At 41.6% G+C, this 21488-nt stretch carries 18 protein-coding genes; 9 read left to right on the top strand and 9 right to left on the bottom strand.

Features of this window, described 5'->3' with window-relative positions:
- Positions 1 to 125 precede the first annotated feature (125 nt).
- From Q1A31_RS15010 to Q1A31_RS15025, 4 genes are all read right to left on the bottom strand, one after another.
- A complete protein-coding gene (locus tag Q1A31_RS15010) occupies positions 126 to 407 on the bottom strand; it encodes a hypothetical protein (protein WP_299878430.1) in 282 nt (93 codons plus the stop codon).
- A 16-nt stretch (positions 408 to 423) separates the two neighbouring features.
- Positions 424 to 693: a hypothetical protein gene (locus Q1A31_RS15015; RefSeq protein WP_299878437.1), complete on the bottom strand. Its 270-nt coding sequence runs from the start codon at positions 691 to 693 to the stop codon at positions 424 to 426.
- 184 nt (positions 694 to 877) lie between these two features.
- Positions 878 to 1213 carry a hypothetical protein gene (locus Q1A31_RS15020; RefSeq protein WP_299878440.1) on the bottom strand — a complete coding sequence of 112 codons (336 nt, stop codon included), beginning with the start codon at positions 1211 to 1213 and terminating at the stop codon, positions 878 to 880.
- Between the two features lie 172 nt (positions 1214 to 1385).
- Positions 1386 to 1724 (bottom strand): hypothetical protein, encoded by a 339-nt coding sequence (locus tag Q1A31_RS15025; protein ID WP_299878441.1) that lies wholly within the window; start codon positions 1722 to 1724, stop codon positions 1386 to 1388.
- Positions 1725 to 1923: 199 nt separating this feature from the next.
- Here Q1A31_RS15025 and Q1A31_RS15030 point away from each other — a divergent pair, with 199 nt between their 5' ends.
- Complete coding sequence (locus Q1A31_RS15030; RefSeq protein WP_299878443.1) at positions 1924 to 3279, top strand: integron integrase; 1356 nt, start codon at positions 1924 to 1926, stop codon at positions 3277 to 3279.
- 149 nt (positions 3280 to 3428) lie between these two features.
- On the opposite strand, the gene lldD is transcribed toward Q1A31_RS15030, so the two are convergent.
- Entirely contained in the window at positions 3429 to 4568 is a 1140-nt protein-coding gene (gene lldD / locus Q1A31_RS15035; protein ID WP_299878445.1) for an FMN-dependent L-lactate dehydrogenase LldD, read from the bottom strand.
- 160 nt (positions 4569 to 4728) lie between these two features.
- The gene (locus Q1A31_RS15040; RefSeq protein ID WP_299878448.1) at positions 4729 to 5532 is read right to left on the bottom strand and encodes an FCD domain-containing protein; all 804 of its coding nucleotides are present in this window, start codon (positions 5530 to 5532) and stop codon (positions 4729 to 4731) included.
- 246 nt (positions 5533 to 5778) lie between these two features.
- Here Q1A31_RS15040 and dld point away from each other — a divergent pair, with 246 nt between their 5' ends.
- The 5 genes from dld to lipA all read left to right on the top strand — a co-directional run bounded on the left by dld (position 5779) and on the right by lipA (position 14931).
- The gene (gene dld / locus Q1A31_RS15045; RefSeq protein WP_299878451.1) at positions 5779 to 7512 is read left to right on the top strand and encodes a D-lactate dehydrogenase; all 1734 of its coding nucleotides are present in this window, start codon (positions 5779 to 5781) and stop codon (positions 7510 to 7512) included.
- A 315-nt stretch (positions 7513 to 7827) separates the two neighbouring features.
- A complete protein-coding gene (gene aceE, locus Q1A31_RS15050; RefSeq protein ID WP_299878454.1) occupies positions 7828 to 10512 on the top strand; it encodes a pyruvate dehydrogenase (acetyl-transferring), homodimeric type in 2685 nt (894 codons plus the stop codon).
- Between the two features lie 15 nt (positions 10513 to 10527).
- Positions 10528 to 12162, top strand: coding sequence for a dihydrolipoyllysine-residue acetyltransferase (locus Q1A31_RS15055; RefSeq protein WP_299878457.1), 1635 nt, complete (start codon positions 10528 to 10530; stop codon positions 12160 to 12162).
- A 14-nt stretch (positions 12163 to 12176) separates the two neighbouring features.
- Positions 12177 to 13961 carry a dihydrolipoyl dehydrogenase gene (gene lpdA / locus Q1A31_RS15060; RefSeq protein ID WP_299878460.1) on the top strand — a complete coding sequence of 595 codons (1785 nt, stop codon included), beginning with the start codon at positions 12177 to 12179 and terminating at the stop codon, positions 13959 to 13961.
- A 7-nt stretch (positions 13962 to 13968) separates the two neighbouring features.
- Positions 13969 to 14931: a lipoyl synthase gene (gene lipA / locus Q1A31_RS15065; protein WP_299878463.1), complete on the top strand. Its 963-nt coding sequence runs from the start codon at positions 13969 to 13971 to the stop codon at positions 14929 to 14931.
- 60 nt (positions 14932 to 14991) lie between these two features.
- On the opposite strand, the gene Q1A31_RS15070 is transcribed toward lipA, so the two are convergent.
- From Q1A31_RS15070 to moaA, 3 genes are read right to left on the bottom strand one after another with little or no spacing between them, the layout of a single operon-like run.
- Complete coding sequence (locus Q1A31_RS15070; protein ID WP_299878466.1) at positions 14992 to 15909, bottom strand: helix-turn-helix transcriptional regulator; 918 nt, start codon at positions 15907 to 15909, stop codon at positions 14992 to 14994.
- Positions 15910 to 16794: a formate dehydrogenase accessory sulfurtransferase FdhD gene (locus tag Q1A31_RS15075; protein WP_299878469.1), complete on the bottom strand. Its 885-nt coding sequence runs from the start codon at positions 16792 to 16794 to the stop codon at positions 15910 to 15912.
- 4 nt (positions 16795 to 16798) lie between these two features.
- Positions 16799 to 17842, bottom strand: a complete 1044-nt coding sequence (moaA, locus tag Q1A31_RS15080; protein ID WP_299878472.1) for a GTP 3',8-cyclase MoaA — start codon at positions 17840 to 17842, stop codon at positions 16799 to 16801.
- A 612-nt stretch (positions 17843 to 18454) separates the two neighbouring features.
- Between moaA and Q1A31_RS15085 the strand changes: the two genes are divergently transcribed.
- The 3 genes from Q1A31_RS15085 to Q1A31_RS15095 are packed head-to-tail and all read left to right on the top strand — an operon-like array spanning position 18455 to position 21356.
- Positions 18455 to 19093 (top strand): DUF3305 domain-containing protein, encoded by a 639-nt coding sequence (locus Q1A31_RS15085; RefSeq protein WP_299878475.1) that lies wholly within the window; start codon positions 18455 to 18457, stop codon positions 19091 to 19093.
- A gap of 2 nt (positions 19094 to 19095) precedes the next feature.
- A complete protein-coding gene (locus Q1A31_RS15090) occupies positions 19096 to 19785 on the top strand; it encodes a DUF3306 domain-containing protein (protein ID WP_299878478.1) in 690 nt (229 codons plus the stop codon).
- On the top strand, positions 19782 to 21356 hold the full coding sequence (locus Q1A31_RS15095; protein ID WP_299878481.1) for a 4Fe-4S binding protein: 1575 nt from the start codon (positions 19782 to 19784) through the stop codon (positions 21354 to 21356). The genes Q1A31_RS15090 and Q1A31_RS15095 overlap by 4 nt, the downstream gene beginning before the upstream one ends.
- Positions 21357 to 21488: the final 132 nt, after the last annotated feature.

The raw sequence follows: 21488 nt of genomic DNA on the forward strand, positions 1-21488 counted from the left end.
AAGCGCAGCGATGAGCCTCCGCCTCCCCGATGCCCTAACTATGATCGTAGATTAAGGCAGAAACAACCATACAAGCGCGAGCGAGTAGTTTTTCCAATGCTGTAACTTGTTATGTAGTATTTATTTCATTGATCATTAGATGAATTGTTTTTAGTGAAAAACTGAATTACCCAAAGAATAATAGTAATTACTAGGCAAGAAATACCTATGCCCGGTCCAACAAGTATAAGACCTATACCTCCTTGCTCTCCACTATAACCAACAGTATAAATAGAAAAAGCTATAGCTAACAAAATTACAATCAAACAAAGTTTACTATGTATTTTATTTAACTTTTTATTTAAGCCAGCTCCAGATACTGAGAAAAGGGCAACAATAACAACTATGATTAAACCAACAATTTCCACTGCTATTCCTATTTAATTAAAAAGTGCCTAAAAGTGGGGGGGTGTCAAAATAAACCACACAAACGTCCAATATAGGTTTTAGCGTCGCAGACACATAAAGTTTGCTGTTAAGCGGATTGAGGTTAGAGCATATCACTTGAGCGTAGCGAATGTGATCTGGTCTTGCCTTAATTCCGTCTTCAACGCCTTGATATACCGTGCTATGAACACGAGCGAAGCGAGTAGTGAATGCCGGTATAGAAAGGTGTTCGAAGCGGTAGCTGAACAGCAAACTATATATCCGCATGCCATTCTCCTGAAGCATCAGCGGAAGGTGAATGGCGTGCGGATATATCGCCCCACTAATGGGACGCCGATTAATTAATTTGCATGCCATCATAAGCTAGGATAACCCAGAACTGCAAACGCCAATAAAAAACCCTGCTTAGGCGTTCCAAATTAAGTGGCTTGTTATGTTAAGTTCTCACTACTCATTCAATAAGTACAAGCTGTTCACCAGTTTGAGGGTCATAAGCAGACAACTTTATTTTTTTTGCGATATCGATTGCTTGTAATTGCGAGCAACCTCGTAATGAAATTATATTATTACTTTTTTGGACACTTATTTCGAATCCGTGGTCTGTAAAACAACCCTGTGACCAATAATTACCATCTTCTGATTCATTCCATTTAAGCTTGCCTAATATGTTTTCGAACATAGCTTTAATTACATCTTTATCGCCAATAGGCAATGAAAGGTCAGTAGTCCATTCATTTATAGATGGTGTTTCTGGATTGCATTTATAAAGAAATTGATCGTAACTCATATATTTATTTTAAAAAGTGCCCAACAGTAGGGGGGTGTTAAAATTAACTACTTAAACGTTCCAATATGGTTTTAGCGTCACAGACACATAACGCCGCAATAAACGGCGAGCGTTAGCGAGTCCAGCACAACGTGTTTTTGTTGTGCGTTTGTTTAATTGCCTTGTTATGTTGTTATTTACTATGATTTTTAACCAAAATAATTAATTGTATTAAAGCAATGCAGCCTAACAAAAAAGCTAAAGAAGAATAAACAGTATTTAAATTTTTAGATGCTTTAATTAATGAAATATCTGATCTTTGGTTTGATGAAATAACACCTAAAAAGTTTTCTGTTGTTAACTCAATCTTTCCAGATTTTATTCCGCTAATTAATTGTTTCCTTTTTTCAACTAATTCTACTGCTGGAGATACAAATTTATTTTGAAGTTGATTTAAATATATAACCCCAAGAGCAAGACTAAATAACAAAGTTGTTGTTAACATTAATATTACTAAATATGATTTTCTCATATACAACCCTTGTTTAAATTAAAGTACACCCCCGTACTTTTAGGCACTTTTTTATTCTTTTGAAACATAACAGCTTATTATACAGACGAAGATAATATCTTACTATACGGATTAACTCAATTTATCATCTGAAACCACGGCATACAAAGGTGGTTAGATTTTACGCGCACTTAATATCTTACTATACAGAATTAAACTGATGTCGTATTATTTCAGAATGTCTATTGATTTAACGCTTCCTAAATATAAGTCTCATAACTGGGCGACCTACCTGAATGTGTTACGTCAGCAAAAGGTTTATTCTCAATCACATCCTTATTACGTTATGGCGGTTGAGGCGTTTATTGGATCTTTCCCTAAACGGAATATTCAGGATATATCTCAACAAGAAATTGAAACGTATTTGGAACGTACATTAGCGACTCGTCTTGAGTCGTGGCAAAAAATGCAGTTGATTGAAGCGTTACGATTATTGTTGATTGAGGTGGCTGATACGCGTCCAGCTCGATTCGTAGATTGGGCTTTTTGGCGTGAGTCAGTAATGGGCGAGGGGGAGCAGGAAGGACCAGATAATCGACCTTTGCATCAAAAACAATCTGGTATTAATGGGTTATGGTTAAATGAGCTCGCACGTAAAATTCAGGCTAAAAACTATTCGATTAGAACTGAAAAAACCTATGTGAATTGGGTTAAACAGTTTGACTTCTTCTTGCAAGGTCGAAAATTTGATGAGGTTAAACCGCAAGATGTTGAAGCTTTTTTAAGTTATTTATCGGTCGATCGAAAAGTCTCTAAAAGTACTCAAAATGTGGCGTTAAACGCTGTGGTGTTCTTAATGAGAGAGATTCTAAATAAGAATCCCGAAGAATATCGTTTTACGCATGCCAAACGTGGCAAACGATTGCCTACGGTACTTTCTAAAAATGAAGTGAAAAATTTGTTATCTCACAGTGATGAGAATTATGCACTGCTAATCGGCTTAATGTATGGCACAGGTATGCGTTTGATGGAGTGTGTCCGTTTGCGCGTAAAGGATATAGATTTTGATTACGGACAAATTATGGTGCGTGAAGCTAAAGGCGATAAGGACAGGGTGGTGCCGTTGCCAGAGCGATATAAGCAACAGCTAAAAGATCAAATTAAGAAAGTTGAAGTACAGCACGCTATGGATACAAAAAAAGGAGCAGGAACGGTTTATTTACCTATTGCTTTAGCTAAAAAGTACCCGAGCGCACAATCAGAGTTGATATGGCAGTATGTTTTTCCCGCTAGCAAGATTAGCCTAGACCCTCATTCTGGGGTTAAACGTCGACATCATTTGCATGAAACTAGCCTGCAAAAAGCAGTCAAACGCGCTTCAATAAAAGCGAATATAAAGAAGAAGGTCAGTAGTCATGTATTACGTCATAGTTTTGCTACCCATATGCTGGAAGCGGGCTATGACATTCGTACGGTTCAAGAATTATTGGGGCATAATGATGTGGAGACCACGATGATTTATACCCATGTGTTAAATAAACCTGGCTTAAGTGTTAAGAGTCCGGTGGATTTTTAGGCAGATTAGATAAAGTAAATTAACAGGCATTCTAAATGTTCATAATCACTTCTAAAGGAACGGGTATGGTTCCTTTAGAATGCGATGTTATAGAAAGTTACTTGGTTTTATAGGATTTAAGCAAAAAATTCTCTTTATCAATATTAACCTTAATCAATATTTACCAAAGAATCTCGACTCAAATCATTGATGCTTTTAGCGCCTGTCAGCGTCATTGCGACACGCATTTCTTTTTCATACAAATCTAATAAATTTTCTACACCTGCTTGCCCTTGTGCTGCTAAGGCATAAATGAAAGATCGACCAAGTAGTGTGCAATCTGCACCTAATGCCATCATTCTGACTACATCTAAGCCAGATCGAATGCCTGAATCTGCAAAAATTTTAAGATCACCTTTTACGGCATCTGCTATATCGGGCAGGGCTCTCGCGGATGACATCACACCATCTAGTTGGCGTCCACCATGGTTGGAAACAATAATGCCATCAGCCCCAAAACTAACCGCGTCTTTAGCGTCATCTACATCAAGGATGCCTTTAATAATCATAGGGCCATCCCAATAATCTCTAATCCATTCCAGGTCTTTCCATGATATTGAAGGGTCAAAGTTATTACCTAACCAGCCAATATAGTCTTCTAATTTGGTGGGTTCGCCACGGTAAGTTGAGATATTGCCAAGATCATGGGGCTTGCCAAAAACGCCGACATCAAACGCCCATTGTGGGTGGCGCATAGATTGAAAAACTCGACGAGCAGCAGCATTGGGGCCACTCATACCGGAATGCATATCACGATAACGAGCGCCAGGCACAGGCATATCAACAGTAAAAACTAAAGTGGTTACACCTGCTGCTTTAGCGCGTTGCAGTGCATTCTCCATAAATCCACGATCTTTAAGTACGTAGAGTTGGAACCACATCGGCCGTTCTATTGCTGGTGTTACTTCCTCTATTGGGCAAACAGATACGGTAGACATGGTAAATGGAATGCCTTTTTTATCGGCTGCTTTTGCTGCGAGTACTTCCCCTCGACGAGCAAACATGCCTAAAAGACCTACCGGCGCAAGTACTATCGGCATCGCTAGCTTTTCACCAAAGATTTCTGTTTCCAGGTTTAGGTCTGACATATTATTCAAAATACGCTGTCTTAAGGCAACATCCGCTAAATCTTCAGTATTATGTTTTAACGTGTGTTCACCGTAGGAACCGCCGTCTATATAATGAAATAAAAATGGGGGGAGCTTTGCTTTTGCAGCCTTACGATAATCAGTTGGTGCAGAAATAATCATGTTAACAATCCTACTTTGTGTAACGTTATTTATAGGGCTATGTAACTAATACATAGTGTTTGTGTTTATACCTGGTAAAACTCACCAGATTCTTTTGTTGAAATAATCTTCTTTATTTGTGAGTCAAATATGCAGCGTCATAAGTTGTTGGTTTTTTAAACTAGGTTTGATCTTGGCTGAATTTTTGAGCCTTGTTTTTGTTCGGCTCAGTTTGTAACGCGTTTAATGTCGTTAAACGACGCAACGAACGCGTTTTACGAACTTCTTCTTTATCGATTTCTTGTAACGAGTCTTCTACAAATGCCAAATGATCTTGAGCTGCCTGTCGGGCTTTTTCCGGATCTCCTGCGATAACGGCTTCCATTAACGCTTTATGCTGATTACTCAGTGGTTCAAATACTCGTGGTAAGGTATAGAGCTTGTCCAGATTATGCGAAATACTATTTTGTAATAAGGTGAACAAACCGCGCATCATGTGCAATAAAACAAGGTTGTGTGATGCTTCGACAATACTTAAATGAAACTCTGCATCCGACTGTGCTTCTGCCAATGGGTCGTCGCCATTGTGCTGTAAAATCATTTTTTCATAACAGGCTTTGATGTTTTCTTTATCTTCGTCTGTTGCGCGGATAGCGGCATGCCACGCTGCATTCCCTTCTAAAGAGTGCCTGACTTCGAGTACATCAAAGCGTGATTCCGGGTGTTCTTGAAAAAAGCTGATCAGTGGATCAACGAATTCAGGATTCAAACTCGATTCGACCGTTGTACCGCCACCAGGTCGAGTTTTAAGTAAGCCACGACTTTGTAATTTTTGAATGGCCTCCCGCAATGATGGGCGCGATACGCCGAAGCTTTCAGCGAGTGTTCTTTCTGCAGGTAGGCGATCACCTGGTTTAAGACTGCCTTCAACAATCAGGGTCTGTAGTTTATCTGCAATGGTATCTGCAATTCGTTTTTTGTGCATGATGGTCTCTGGTCTTACCAATTATTTATTATTGTAGTCGATAAAAGCAAGAAATCAAGAAAGTTTATAAGTGTCTGAAGCCCTTATAAATAGGCAAATAGTATGAGAAATAATTTGATTTTTTCAGAAAATTAACTACTCTTCTTTTGAATTGGTAAAATAATTGGTAAATTGGTAATACCAATTATTTAAAAAGTATTGGTAATACTCGCTCTACACCTGCCATAAAATTTTAAGAGAAAAACTATGTCTAATAATGAATTGATAACAGCACTCAAAAATATTCTGGGTCAGGAAAAAGTAGCCACAGATGAAAAGAAAACGGAGTATTACCGTAAAGGATTCCGTGCGGGTAGTGGTGGTGCATTAGCAGTGTTGTTTCCTGATTCATTATTGACGTTATGGCAAGTTTTAAAAGTCTGTGTTGAAGCCAATACCGTCATTATTATGCAAGCTGCCAATACGGGTTTGACGGCGGGTTCTGTACCAAATAATGACGATTATGATCGTGAAGTGGTCATCATTAATACCTTACGCATCAATAATATCGTGCTGTTAAATGGTGGAGAGCAGGTCTTGGGTTTTGCTGGTGCAACCTTGCACGCACTTGAAAAGAAGCTTAAACCGTTGAAACGAGCACCGCATTCGGTCATCGGTTCGTCGAGCATTGGTGCATCGATCGTTGGTGGTGTATCTAATAATTCTGGTGGTTCTCTGGTAAAGCGTGGTCCGGCATATACTGAGCTGGCTTTGTACGCTCGCGTCAATGAGAAAGGCGAGTTAGAACTCGTGAATCACCTTGGTATTGATTTAGGTGACTCAGCAGATGCAACACCCGAAGAGATAATCGCCCGATTAGAACGACAAGATTTTTCCACTGATGATCTCGATGATGGCGGAAAGTTAGCCTCAGATAGAGAGTATGTGGAACGCATTCGGGATGTCGATGCAGTCACGCCAGCCCGATTTAATGCGGATAAACGTCGCTTATTCGAAGCCAGCGGTTGTGCCGGTAAATTAGCCGTATTTGCGGTTAGACTCGACACCTTTGAAGTGGCGAAGAAAGAACAAACGTTTTACATCGGAACCAATGACGCGCAGGTATTAACCAAACTGCGGAGACATATCTTAAGCGAGTTCGAGAATGTGCCCGATGTGGGTGAGTACCTTCATGGTGATATGTTCGATATTGGTGAAAAGTACGGTAAAGATACATTCTTAACGATCCAGCATCTGGGCACAGATAGTTTGCCAAAGATGTTCGCGTGGAAAGGGCGTATTGATGCAACCCTCAATAAAATTCCGCTACTTCCAAAATTCTTAACAGATCATGTGATGCAGTTTGCGAGTCATTTTTGGCCGAAGCATTTGCCAAAACGTATGGTTCAGTTCCGTGATAAATACGAACACCATCTTATTCTTAAAATGAGTGATGAGGGTATCGCAGAAGCCCAAAGCTTTTTAACTGATTTCTTTGCTTCAGATAATTCTGATGGGCTTGCCAACGATGGTGATTTCTTTGTTTGTACCGACGATGAAGCAAGTAAGGCGATGTTACTTCGTTTTGCCGCAGCAGGAGCCGCCATTCGTTATCAAACGGTCAAGAGTCATAAAGTTGGGGATATTCTGGCTTTGGATATCGCATTGCGCAGAAATGATCTGAACTGGGTCGAAGACCTGCCTCGTGAAATTAGCGATCAAATTGATTCTGCTTTGTATTACGGCCATTTCATGTGTCATGTTTTTCATCAGGATTATATCTTGAAGAAAGGTGCAGACACCGAAGCCGTGAAAAAAGCCATGCTTGCCGTTCTTGATGAAAGAGGGGCGAAATATCCTGCAGAACATAATGTGGGTCATTTATATGAAGCGGAGCAGGATTTAAAAGCATTTTATCGTGAGCTAGATCCTACCAATACATTTAATCCAGGCATCGGAAAAATGAGTAAGCACAAAAGAAATTGTAGCTGCTGTTTATAGTCATTAAACACAGTTTTCGAATATCAATACGATAATGTGTTTTTTGTTCATTTTTTATGATTATTTTGGATAAGAAGTATCTATTTTTATAGAAAAATATTCTATTTTAAATCTAATACACACCCCCCCACTTATAGGCCATTTTTTTTTATTCCGTCATAACAATAATTGATTAGTACTTATAGTTATTCCCTCAATAACTTTATCTAAAATATGAACTATAACTCTGATAAGAAAGTAGTTAAACGCCGTTTAATTAGGTTTGATTAAAAACTTACAAAACTAATAAATATTCCACCGCAGGAGTTCAAACATATGAGTAGTGAAGATGTAACCGATTTAGATCCTCAGGAAACGAGTGAATGGCAAGAAGCCATTGACGTTGTTATAGAAAGAGAAGGGCCCGAACGTGCTCGATATCTTTTAAATGAAGCAATAAATGCCGCTTTTGAAGCTGGTGTTGAACCACCCAAAAATAATACACCCTATATAAATACAATTCGGCGTGATCAGCAGCCGGAATATCCTGGAGATTTAGAAACGGAGCGAAAGATTCTTCGTGCTCTTCGTTGGAATGCAACGGCTATGGTTGTTAAGGCTAATAGAAAACCAGCCGAACCTGGCGGACACATAGCGTCATATCAGTCTTCTGCAATCATGTATGAAGTGGGATATAACCATGTCTGGAAAGGGGCAAACCACCCCAGCGGTGGCGACATGTTGTTCATACAAGGTCACACTGCACCCGGTACGTATGCACGGGCGTATTTAGAAGGTCGTTTGACTGATGAGCAACTGGATAACTTCAGAATAGAGGCGGGCGGCAAAGGTCTTTCTTCTTATCCGCATCCTTACTTGATGCCGGACTTCTGGCAGTTTTCTACGGTATCCATGGGCCTTGGTCCAATCATGGCTATTTATCAAGCGCGATTCCTTAAATATCTACAACATAGAGGCCTATCTCCCAAAGCTGAAGAACTTTCGGAACAACGTAAAGTCTGGGCATTTCTGGGTGATGGTGAGATGGATGAGCCTGAATCACAGGGTGCTATTTCTCTAGCTTATCGTGAAAAACTCGATAACCTTATTTTCGTCGTTAATTGTAATCTTCAACGATTAGATGGTCCGGTACGAGGCAACGGAAAAATAGTACAAGAGTTAGAAGGTAACTTTAGAGGCGCTGGCTGGAATGTTATCAAAGTTCTATGGGGGTCTGCCTGGTATCCACTGATAAATGATCCTCAGCATGGTGACACCTTGAAAAGAGCATTGATGGAAACCGTTGACGGTGAATATCAAAACTTCAAAAATAAAGGGGGTGCTTATGTTCGTGAGCATCTGTTTGTGAAATATGGAATCGAAGAACTCGTCAACGATTGGACCGATGATCAAATCTATCTTGATTTGCTTCGTGGTGGTCACGATCAGGAAAAAGTATTTGCTGCATATCACAGAGCGATAAATACACCAGATCGACCTACCGTGATACTTATGCATACCGTAAAAGGGTATGGCATGGGTGAAGCGGGTGAGGGAATGAATATCAGTCACTCTCAGAAGAAGTTAAGTGCCAGCCAGCTTGGTAAATTACGCGATAGATTTTCTATCCCTGTCTCTGATGAGCAGGTAGACGCGGCTGATTTCTACAAGCCAGCAGCTGACTCTCCTGAGATGATATATCTACATGAAAAACGTAAAGCCTTAGGAGGCTATTTACCAAGTAGATCACAAGAATATGAAACACTAAATATTCCGGATTTATCAATATTTGATGCACTGTTAAAAGATACAGGCGAACGTACCATGTCGACCACCATGGCAATGGTTAGGATTCTGGTTGCTATCGCACGTAATAAAGAGATTGGTCCTCGTTTAGTGCCGATTGTACCGGATGAAGCGCGTACCTTTGGTATGGAAGGTATGTTCCGCCAAGTCGGTATTTATGCGCATGAAGGCCAGAAATATGTACCAATGGATTCTAAGGACATCATGCCTTATAAAGAATCACAAAATGGTCAGATGTTACAAGAAGGCATCAACGAGGATGGCGCTATGTCCTCATGGATTGCGGCTTCAACGTCTTATGCTAATAATGATGTAATGACCATTCCGGTTTATATTTTCTATTCAATGTTCGGTTTCCAGCGTGTAGGTGATCTTGCCTGGGCTGCCGGTGATATGTTGGCAAGAGGATTCTTGATAGGAGCGACATCTGGGCGTACCACACTGAATGGTGAAGGTCTTCAGCACCAGGATGGACACAGTCAGTTATTTGCACAATTCATTCCAAACTGTATGTCATACGATCCTACATTTGCTTATGAGCTTGCGGTGATTTATCACGATGGTTTAAAGCGCATGTATCAGAACAATGAGAATGTTTATTACTACATTACCACGCTAAATGAAAACTACAGCATGCCAGCAATGTCAAAAGGTGCGGAAGAAGGCATCATTAAAGGTATGTACCAATTCCAAAAAGCGAAGGGTAAAGCAAAACATACTGTTCAGTTATTAGGTTGTGGTTCAATCTTGCGTGAAGTTATTGCAGCAGCAGAGCTGTTGAAGAATGATTGGGATATTGCAGCTGATATCTGGTCTACACCAAGTCTTAATGAATTAACTCGCGACGGGCAAGATGTGCAGCGTTGGAATTTGTTACATCCGGATAAAAAACCGCGTAAGAGCTGGGTGGAAACCTGTTTAGATGGGACTAAAGGGCCTGTTATAGCCGCTACTGATTATATGAAAATGTATGCAGAGCAAATTCGCCCATTCATTGCTAATGATTACCATGTACTTGGAACCGATGGCTTTGGTCGTTCTGATAGTCGCGAAGCATTGCGTGAGCACTTTGAGGTAGATAGTCGTTATGTGGCAATCACCGCGCTGAAAGCATTGGCTGATCAAAAGGCGAAAGGTATTACCAATAAAATAGTGTTAGAAGCTATCAAAAAATATGGCATCGATCCTGATAAAACTAATCCGCTACACGCATAATTCGGAGAAATAATAATGAATAAAGAAATGTTAGTTCCTGATATCGGTGATTTCTCTGAAGTCGATGTCATTGAAGTTCTAGTAAACGTTGGCGATACCATCTCAATTGATGATGAGCTAATAACTCTGGAGTCTGATAAAGCCTCTATGGATATACCTGCTACCGCAGGTGGTGTAATCAAAGAAATTAAAGTGGCTGTCGGTGATAAAGTGGCGGAAGGCAGTTTGATTTTGATTCTGGAATCTTCAGATGAATCAAGTGTTAATGTGGCTTCAGATCCTGCGCAACCAAAAGTAAGTGGAAGTTCAGCAGCATCTAGTGCTGCGCCAAGTGCTGGTGGAAGCGGTTATGGTGGAGGAGGGCTGGAAGAAATTCTAGTGCCTGATATTGGCGATTTTGACAGTGTCGATGTGATTGAAGTTTTGGTCTCTGAAGGTGATACCGTTCAAGAAGAAGACTCTCTGATCACCCTTGAATCTGATAAAGCTTCGATGGATATCCCTGCGCCAAAAGCGGGTGTGGTTAAACAATTAAAGATTGCAGTTGGCGATAAAGTTTCTCAAGGCAGTTTAATTATGCTGCTCGAAACGAAAGGTGGCACTAAAGCCGCCGCAGATTCAAATCCAGTGCCTGATGCAAGCAGCAGTGGTGCAGCAAAAGCACCGGCACGAGTTCCTGCGGCTTCTAATGTAAAAGATTCTGAAGCATTCCGCAGAGCTCACGCCAGTCCATCAATACGTCGCAAAGCGCGAGAACAAGGAATTGATCTAACACAGGTTACGGGCACTGGTCGCCAAGGCAGAATTACAGAAGATGACCTCAAGAGCTTCAGTGCAAATGGTGGTCAACCGGCTGCTGCAGCTGCTTCAAGTTCACCAGGTGCCGCACCTGCTAAAGCTGCTGGTGGAGAAATGGGTATTCCTCTGATTACTCAGCCAGACTGGTCTAAATTTGGTGAAATTGAAACGGTTCCAATGTCTCGCATTGGAAAGCTTTCTGCCAAGCATTTACATAAAGCCTGGTTGAATGTTCCGCAAGTGACGCATTTTGATGAAGCTGATATTACAGAGTTGGAAGCTTACCGTGGCACTATCAAAGGCAAAGCCAAAGAAATGGGCTTCAACTTCACGCCGCTTGTATTCATGTTGAAAGCGGTTGCGTCAGGTTTAAAAGAATTCCCTAAATTCAATTCAGCAATGGATGATGCGGGTGAGAATTTGATCATGCGCAAGTTCTACAACATCGGTGTTGCAGTCGATACGCCTGATGGATTAGTCGTTCCTGTGATTAAAGATGTTGATCGCAAAGGCATGTTTGAACTGGCGCGCGAGCTGGGAGAAATCTCGGTTAAAGCACGTGATGGTAAATTGAAAGCGGCTGATATGTCAGGTGGTTGTTTCTCAATCTCTAGCCTAGGCGGTATCGGTGGAACGAATTTTACTCCAATCGTAAATGCGCCAGAGGTTGCGATACTTGGTATCACTCGATCTCAGGAACGTTTGGTGCGTAAAGACGGTGAAATTGTTGATCGTTTAATTCAGCCGCTAGCTGTTTCATACGATCATAGAGTGATCGATGGGGCTTATGCGGCACGTTTCGCTAGTCACCTATCATTCGTATTGTCTGATGTTCGTAACTTAATGCTTTAAACAGGGAGTTTTAAATGAGTAATGTAATTGAAATAAAAGTCCCTGATATCGGCGACTTTGATGAAGTAGATGTGATTGAAGTTTTGGTAGGGCCTGGAGATGTTGTCGCTGAAGAAGATGCATTGTTAACGTTAGAGTCTGACAAAGCCTCAATGGATGTGCCATCTTCGCATGCCGGTACGATCAAAGAGATGAAGTTAAAGGTTGGCGATAAAGCCGGCGAAGGTTCTGTAGTTTGTCTTATGGAAGTAGAAGAAGGGGCGGCGGCAGCTGAACCAGAATCTGCTCCAGCCCCTGCAAAAGATGCTTCGACACAACAAGCGGCACCAGCGCCTGCATCTGTTAGCGCACCAAGCGCTTCCAGTCATTCAGGTGGTGCAGATGTAACGTGTGAAATGTTGGTATTGGGTGCAGGTCCAGGTGGTTACACCGCGGCTTTCCGTGCTGCAGATTTAGGTATGCAAACAGTGTTAATCGAGCGCTGGTCAACATTGGGCGGTGTCTGTCTGAATGTAGGGTGTATTCCTTCTAAAGCATTGTTGCATGCAGCCAAAGTACTCGATGAGTCTGAAGAGGTTAATGAGATCGGTATTGATTTCAAAAAGCCTAAAGTCGATATCGATAAACTACGTACCTGGAAAGAGAAAATCGTCGGACGTTTAACGGGCGGCCTTAGTGGTTTAGCCAAGCAACGTAAAGTACAGGTTGTAAGCGGGGTAGGTAAATTCCTCGATCCGAATCATGTAGAAGTCACTGCTGAAGACGGTAAAAAGACTGTCGTTAAATTCGATAAAGCCGTTATCGCGGCAGGTTCTGAGGCGGTTCATTTACCGTTTATTCCAGAAGATCCGCGTGTCATTGATTCAACGGGTGCACTGGAACTTGCTGATGTACCAAAGCGTATGTTGGTTATTGGTGGCGGAATTATTGGTCTTGAAATGGCGACGGTTTATTCAGCATTAGGCTCAAAGATAACCGTTGTTGAAATGCTACCAAATCTGGTTGCAGGTGCTGATAAAGATATCGTTAAGCCCTATAGCAATCGCATCAAAAAGAAATATGAAGCCATTTTGATGGAAACCCGAGTGACTGCTGTTGAAGCAACTAAGTCAGGCATGAAAGTGACTTTTGAAGGCAAGCAAGCACCTGAGAAACCTCAAGTTTATGATCGTGTTCTAGTAGCTGTGGGTCGTACACCTAATGGAAAATTAATTGGTGCTGAGAACGCGGGTGTTGCTGTCGATAAAAGTGGCTTTGTTCAAGTGGTCGATAGTCAGATGCGCACCACTCAGCCGCATATTTTTGCAATTGGAGATATTATTGGTCAGCCTATGCTCGCGCATAAAGCGGTTCATGAAGGCAAGACAGCAGCAGAAGCCGCATCAGGTTTGCCGAGTCATTTCGATGCCAGAGTTATTCCATCGGTTGCTTACACTGATCCAGAAATTGCGTGGGTAGGTGTTACTGAAGAAGAAGCGAAAGCACAAGGTCTCAAATACGGTAAAGGCGTTTTCCCATGGGCGGCCAGTGGTCGTGCATTATCAATGGGGCGTGAAGAAGGCATGACTAAACTTATTTTTGATGAAAAGAATGAGCGAGTTATAGGTGCTGGAATTGTTGGGATTAATGCAGGTGAATTAATTGCAGAAGTAGCGCATGCGATAGAAATGGGTTCAAATGCAGCGGATATCGGTTTGACTGTGCATCCGCATCCGACCTTATCTGAGACTGTGGCTATGGCGGCGGAAATGTTTGAAGGGACGATTACAGACCTTTACGCGCCAAAAAAGAAGAAGTAATAAGATTATGTCATATACAAAACCAGAACCTGGAGTTCCATTACGGCGGGCAGATAAAGTTGCCCGCATTCCAATTAAAGTAGTTCCCAAAGATGAGCCGTTGAAGAAACCTGCGTGGTTGAAAATTAAATTGCCATCGGCATCTCAAGCGGCACATATACGAGGAATGTTGCGCAATAAAAAACTGTATACGGTGTGTGAAGAAGCTTCTTGTCCTAATCTGCCGGAATGTTTTGGTAATGGTACGGCAACCTTTATGATTCTGGGTCAGGTGTGCACGCGCCGTTGTCCATTTTGCGAAGTAGGGCATGGGCGTCCACTGGCAGTTGATGAAGATGAGCCGCGTCACTTAGCGGAAGCGATTCAGCAAATGGGTCTCAAGTATGTGGTAATCACTTCGGTAGATCGCGATGATTTAAGAGATGGTGGTGCTAAACATTTTGCCGATTGTGTTCGCGCAGCGCGTGAAGCCCAGCCGGGTATTAGTGTTGAAGTGCTTACGCCGGATTTCAGAGGACGAATGGATATTGCGATTGCAGAAATGTCCGTAGAGGCGCCTGATGTATTCAACCATAATATCGAAACCGTACCAAGACTGTATAAACAAGCCCGACCTGGTGCTGATTATCAGTGGTCTCTGGATTTACTCAAAAAGTTCGGAGAACGTCATCAAAACATCCCAACTAAGTCTGGATTAATGGTGGGTTTGGGTGAGACCATGGACGAGATAAAACAAACGGCGAAGGATTTGTATGATCACGGTTGCCGAATGCTTACAGTGGGTCAATACCTTGCGCCTTCTGATTCTCATCTACCCGTAGAGCGTTATTATTCGCCGGATGAGTTTGAAGAAATAAGAATCTATGCGGAAGACTTAGGGTTTAAGCACGTTGCAAGTGGTCCATTGGTGCGTTCTTCTTACCACGCGGATCTGCAAGCAAAAACAGTGATTGGCAATACTGGTACTTAAGAACACCAAAAAAGTGCCTCAAAGTAGGGGGGTGACCTATAAAGTCATCTCCCTAGTTGTTTAATCATCTCCCCAAACCAATTCACCACAGGACGTTAAATCGTATCCTGTTAGTGCCTCGGCCATCTGTTGGCTAGGTAATGATTTCAATTCATTGATAAATTCTTGAAACAAATGCCTGAACCAGATATTTCTGGGGAGCGCTAAATCAAAAGATTCCCAACCTAAACTAATAAAACCTAAACCGAACTCTGTCGCTACCGAGCGTGCTCCAGGTGCGATGTCTGCCATATCCATCGCAATTGCGGCTGCGGCTTCGCGTTCTGAATTGGCTTCTACTTCACAATTTAGAAGATCAGTGGTTTTGTGATAATGGCTGAGAATTTCCAGTAAGAAACGTTGTGCACCTGAGCCTTTCTGACGCATTGCCCAGCGATATTGAGTGTCAAAAAATGCATCAGGGCTTTCAGATAACTGTAAAAGTTTAGGGCTGACTATTAGGCCTTGTTCACGCTGAAAGGCTCTAATCAATACCCAGTTTTTGTATTGTGTGTGCTGTTGTAAAAGTGCAGGGTGGCGCATTCTGCTTTCTGCAGTTGGGCCCCAATGCATACCGCAAACGTCAATACGTTGAGATTGTAAGAGTTTTAATCCGATGCCTGTTCCAGTCGGTGAATAACTAACGAGAGCGTGCGAACCCATTTGTGCGGCATAGTTATTAACTACGCGATACAGTAATGGATCATCGCTGCCAGCGATTATGAGTCTATCTTTTAATAGTCCGCTGTGTGATGAATCAAGCATCCAGCGATCGATAAGCTCTCTGGGAAACATCCATTTTCCGGTTACTTTAGTAGCTGGAATATGACCCTCATTAGCAAGTGAATAAACCTTCTTCTCGTTTAATTGCAGATATTCTGCAACCTGTTTCACGCTAAGAAATGGGGTGTTGCTATCGAAAGTAACTGGTTTGCTCATTTAGTTCTTTTTAGTTTTAGATGTTATTGATGTCGGAATAGCGTCAAATTCTATATTTTCAGCGCCGTTATAAACCAGAAAATGCTTACCCTTTGCGCGAGAAATTAGAACTACGCCGAGTTGTTTTGCGATTTCATAGCCCATTTGCGTAGCGCCAGAACGAGACAGTAAAACAGGGATGCCCATTTGTGCGACTTTGATTACCATTTCAGAAGTAAGTCTTCCAGTGGTGTAGAAGATTTTATCTTCACCCGTAATATCGTGAAGCCACATGTATCCAGCTATTGCATCTACCGCATTGTGACGTCCAACATCTTCGACAAAGCGTTGATTTTCGGTATCTCGACACAAAGCACAGCCATGTACAGCGCCGGCTTTTTTGTAAATTTCGTTATGCTTATTTAGCGTTGCGAGTAGCTCGTAGATTTTTGATTGGAGTAGAGATACTTTGGGTAATTCTATCTGGCTAAGGCCATCCATCATGTCGCCGTATACCGTGCCTTGTCCGCAACCTGTGGTTACTGTTTTTTTGCTGAGTTTCTCATCAATGCCGTCTAAAACTTCGTGGGTTGTTACAGCAACGGATTCGGTTTCCCAATCAACTTGAATCGCGCGTATGTCGCTGGCATTTTTTACCAGACGTTGATTGCGCAACCAGCCAAGCACTAATAATTCAGGCTGAGTGCCCAGTGTCATTAAGGTAACGATTTCACGTTTATTGAGGTAGATAGTTAGGGCGCGTTCGGCGGCGATGTGTCCATCGATTGTTTCGCCGAATTCATTGATACCACTTACAGCGAATGCCGCACCGAGTCCTTCGTCCGTGAGTTCAGGTTTTCGTGTAGAAGTGCTGAGTGTGGATTCGATCTCTGATTTAGGAGTCAAGGTGTTAACCTCCCGTGGCACTCATGTGACGCATAATAATAGGCTGTCCATTAAGATTGAAATCATGCCCTTTCGGTTTTAATTGCATCGACTCTATTATAGCGGCACGTAACGCATCATCATCGCTAGGGTTTGCTCTAACGATTTTGCGTAAGTCCATTGAATGTTCCTGACCAAGGCACAGTAAAAGCATGCCTTCAGCAGTGACACGTACACGGTTACAATCTTCACAGAAATTATGGCTGTGTGGAGAAATAAACCCAATGCGGCTTTCAGAGTCATTGAAACGGAAATATTTTGCAGGGCCGCCAGTGGTTTCTTCAGTCGCTGTTAGCTCGTATGTTTCTTGTAGCTTACTGAGTATTTTGTCACTAGAGTAATAAGTATCAGCACGATCGTGATCGCCAATTTCACCTAATGGCATTTCCTCAATAAAGCTGATGTCCATACCGCGACCACGAACAAATTCTACCAGCGCATTAATCTCATCATCGTTGTAATCTTTCATGATGACGCTGTTGAGTTTTACTTTTTGGAAGCCGACTTTTAATGCTGCATCAATACCAGACATGGTTTTTTCAAGCTTGCCGATGCGTGTGATTTTTTTGAAGCGCGCTTCATCTAGGGTATCAAGACTTACATTGATTCGAGTGACGCCAGCATCTTTCAATGGCTGTGCGTATTTTTCGAGTAGGGTGGCATTAGTCGTAATAGTGAGATCATTCAGGCCATCTAATTGTCCCAATGATTCAAATACACTGATAATGTTTCGACGTGTCAGTGGTTCGCCACCAGAAATACGAATTTTATTTACACCTAATTCAACAAAGGCTTTGCCAATACGACTCATTTCTTCAAGTGTGAGTAGTTGTTCGCGAGGCACAAATGTCATGTCTTCAGACATACAGTAAACACATCGAAGATCACATCGGTCAGTGACAGATAGACGCACATAAGTCACCTGTCGGCCAAATCGGTCAACGAGTTGTGGCTTTGTATTTGCCGGGTCTTGTTTCTCTATCGAATTTTGCTCAGATTTATCAGTCATTGTGGCCTGTGGTATTTTTTACGCATCCTGTTTTTAAGTGTGTCAGTTTTAAAGTTAGGATTTCGCGTAATTAGCGGGAAATATAATGTAACTATAGCGTATAGATCGTCTTTTAGCATCTTAGCTATAGTAATCCAAAGCAATTTTTGTACCACTTTATTTAGAGTTAGCCTAATCGAGACCTAAGTCATGTTTTATTTGATTTTTTGGTGTTTAATGTCCTTAAATGTTATGGCTAATGGTACAAATTATACCGTTGTTATTTTATCGAATTGTTATTAGGGTTAGCGTTCTTGAGAGATGAGTGCTGGTAATAAAAAGTATCAGTGAAAAGATCTTTTGTCTTATATCGTTTACCTAGCTTTAATGGTATTTGGGTAAGAAGCTGTAAAGTCGGATTTAAAAAAGTGCTTAGCCGTAGCGCAGCGAAGACAACGTTGGAACGAAGTGACGACGACCTGAAGGGTGAGGTTTTTATTTTGTTATGCAAATAAAAACCTCAAATAAGTAGGGGGGTGACCTTTATTTAAATATAAAAACACTTAAAAAGACTAAATGGCATATAACTTGCTAATCCAAACTAATGGGGAAATCTAAACTATAATTACATCTATGAATACACCAGAGAGCGGTTTTAAAAAAGAGCCTGCAAATAGCAGTGCGGAATTAACGACGACTAATTCTGAAAAGTTAAAAAATAGTTTTACAGTGTCAGTTATTATGGAAAGTCGACCTTCTCAAAACCAATGGGTTGATGAGGTTTGGGATGCTGTAGGTATTGTGGCGTTGTCCGACCCAGATGATGGTTCTAATAAAGACTCTGATAACAACAATGAAATCAAGGTAGTTGAGCAAGGTGATATCAAACAGCTTATCTATAGTGGCATGAAAGTTCGTCTATATAAGGATGAGTGCGAAAGTTATTACCATAACCTGATGTCACCAGAGCCAGGTTGTTTCATTATAGCTCGTGAGGAAGATGCCGAAGGTAACGATACAGGTATACCTATCCCATTTTTGGTCTCACTAAGTTTTGATGAGGCGCATGCTTATCTTGAGGGAGAAGCTACGATCTATGCTGTACCCATTCCCGCTGAGCTTTACCTTTGGGCAGAGGCTTACATAATAGATAATTATATAGCAGAGAAGCGTATTAAGCGTAAACGCACAGACTGGAAAGTAGATACTCGAGAAGGTAATCAACAAAACAAGCCACAAAATAAGCCACAAGATAAGTCGTCAGGTAATTAATCATGCCAACAGAAAAAGAAAGTCTTGGATCCCGCTGGTCGCGTCGTAAGCAGTTAGTTGCTGAAGAGGCCGCTAAAGATAAAAAAATAGCATCAGGTGAAATATCTTTAGAAGACGATGAGGATGTAGTTGTCGACCCTGAAGTGCTTCGTGAGCAGAAGCAAGCTGAGCTAAATGCATTAACCGATGAAGATATGCCAGATATAGAAACACTTGATGAAAATTCGGATTATGCTGGGTTTATGTCTACAGGTGTTAGTGAAAGCGTGCGCAAAATGGCGCTGCGTAAATTGTTTCATGGCGAAACATACAATGTTCGTGATGGACTGGATGATTATGACGGGGATTACACCTTTTTTGAAAAATTAGATCCATCAACAGTTACTTCTGATATGAAGCATATGATTGAGGTTGAAGCTAAAAGGGCGCTTGCCAAGAAAGAGCAGGAAGAGGAAGAAAGACGATTGGCGGAAGCTGAAAATGTTGATGGCTTAGATGAAGTTGTCGATGATGAAATAGAGGCTGATGATCTGGCGCTAGCTGATGATTCGTCTGAAGCTAATAGTTTATCGGAAGCAAATGGCTCATTGCTAGAAAAAGAAAGTTTAGAAAGCACGGTTGAAGTGCCTAGAGTAATAAATAAAAACAGCAATAATAACGCTGATAACAGTAATAATGAGGACGTTGCATGACAGATTTATTTGTCTCAGAGAGTAAAATACAAGCTAGAGAAGCAGCTTATGCTGCCGTTGAAAAATTAAAGCCACAACCTACATCTGTAGTTGAATATAAGTCGCGTGGTCATGTGATTGTCATTGCTAATTCACAGGCGGTGGTAACGAACCTGGATGCTCTGGAGTCTTTAGGTGACTCAAGCGGAGTAATTACAAGCGAGATTATTCAATTTGAAGGTAGCTCTCCAAATTCCCCGGTAGGGCAGCAAATATCAATCAAAGGCGCTTTGGGACAATTCGAGGTCAGTGTTGGAGAGAAAGAGTTTAAGGCTGACTTGATCCTCGATTTAAGCCCTAAACCTATTCTTGAAATGGCTTATAAACCACCTGGTTATATATCTACCGGCACAGAACTGGTAGATATGGATAAATTAAAGGGTGAGCTTGAAGATTTAGTAGGTGTATTTGAAAAGCCACGTTACTTTGATTACAACGAAAGTTTATGTGCGCATGGTCGATCGGGAAAAGCAGGATGTACTCGTTGTATTGATGCCTGTCCTGCAGAAGCAATTACTTCTTTGGTAGAAAAAATCAAGGTAGATCCTTTTCGTTGCCAGGGTGGTGGAATTTGTACCACTGTATGTCCATCAAGCGCAATCACTTACGCATATCCTAAACCCAAGGATTTGTTGACGCATATAAGAACGCTGATTCTAACGTATTCTAAACAGACCGATGAAAGTCCGGATCTCGTTTTTGCAACAGAAGATGAGCAGCAACGAGTTGAGCAGATGTTGCCTGCTGCATTAATTATCACTGTGGAAGAGGTGGCTAGTGTAGGTCCAGAGATGTGGTTTTCTGCGCTGGCCTGGGGTGCAAGATCTCTAAGGCTTTTTAATTTGGATGGAATGCCGGAGACTGCAGAAAGTGCTTTAAATCTTCATTTGAGTATGGCTCACAATATTCTGGATGCCATGTCATATCCTAAAAATTGTGTATCGGTAGTTGCTGATCAAAATGAATTAATAAGTAGTCAAAATTTACCAAAAATTACGGCTGCTACTCATGCTCCGTTAGGTGATAAGCGAACGTCATTTTATATGGCTCTTGATCATTTAGTCTCACAGGCTGAAAAGGTGGAGCCTGTAGTTTCATTACCTGCAGGTTCTATTTTTGGTGAAGCAGTAATAGATCAGAGTAAATGTACTTTATGTATGTCTTGCGTTGGTGCTTGTCCCGGAAATGCATTGCAAGATGGAAGGGAAATGCCTCAAGTGAGTTTGATTGAGGAAAAGTGTCTTCAGTGTAATGTGTGCGTTAATACCTGTCCTGAGAATGCAATTACAATTACTCCGCGATTTTTGTTTGATAGAGAAGCTCGTAAAAAAGCACGGGTATTGCATCAGGATGAGCCTTTCTGTTGTACGAAATGTGGCAAACCATTTGCGACGACATCCGGCATTGCTACGATTATGGTCAAGCTGGCAGGGCATTCCATGTTCGCAGATGAGCGATCCAGAAGTCGTTTAAAAATGTGCGACGACTGTCGTGTTGTCGATATGATGGAAGATCCAAATACTGATTTCTGAATTCAGTCAGTTTTTTTGTTAATTGCATGTTAAATGCATGAACGAACACTAGGCGCCTTTAACCGGTACATTTTGTACGTTGGGCCATGATCAGGGTAATTAGGATACATTTTAGCAAATACCTTGGTTAAA

This window comes from uncultured Cocleimonas sp., assembly GCF_947495625.1.
GTDB lineage: Bacteria > Pseudomonadota > Gammaproteobacteria > Thiotrichales > Thiotrichaceae > Cocleimonas.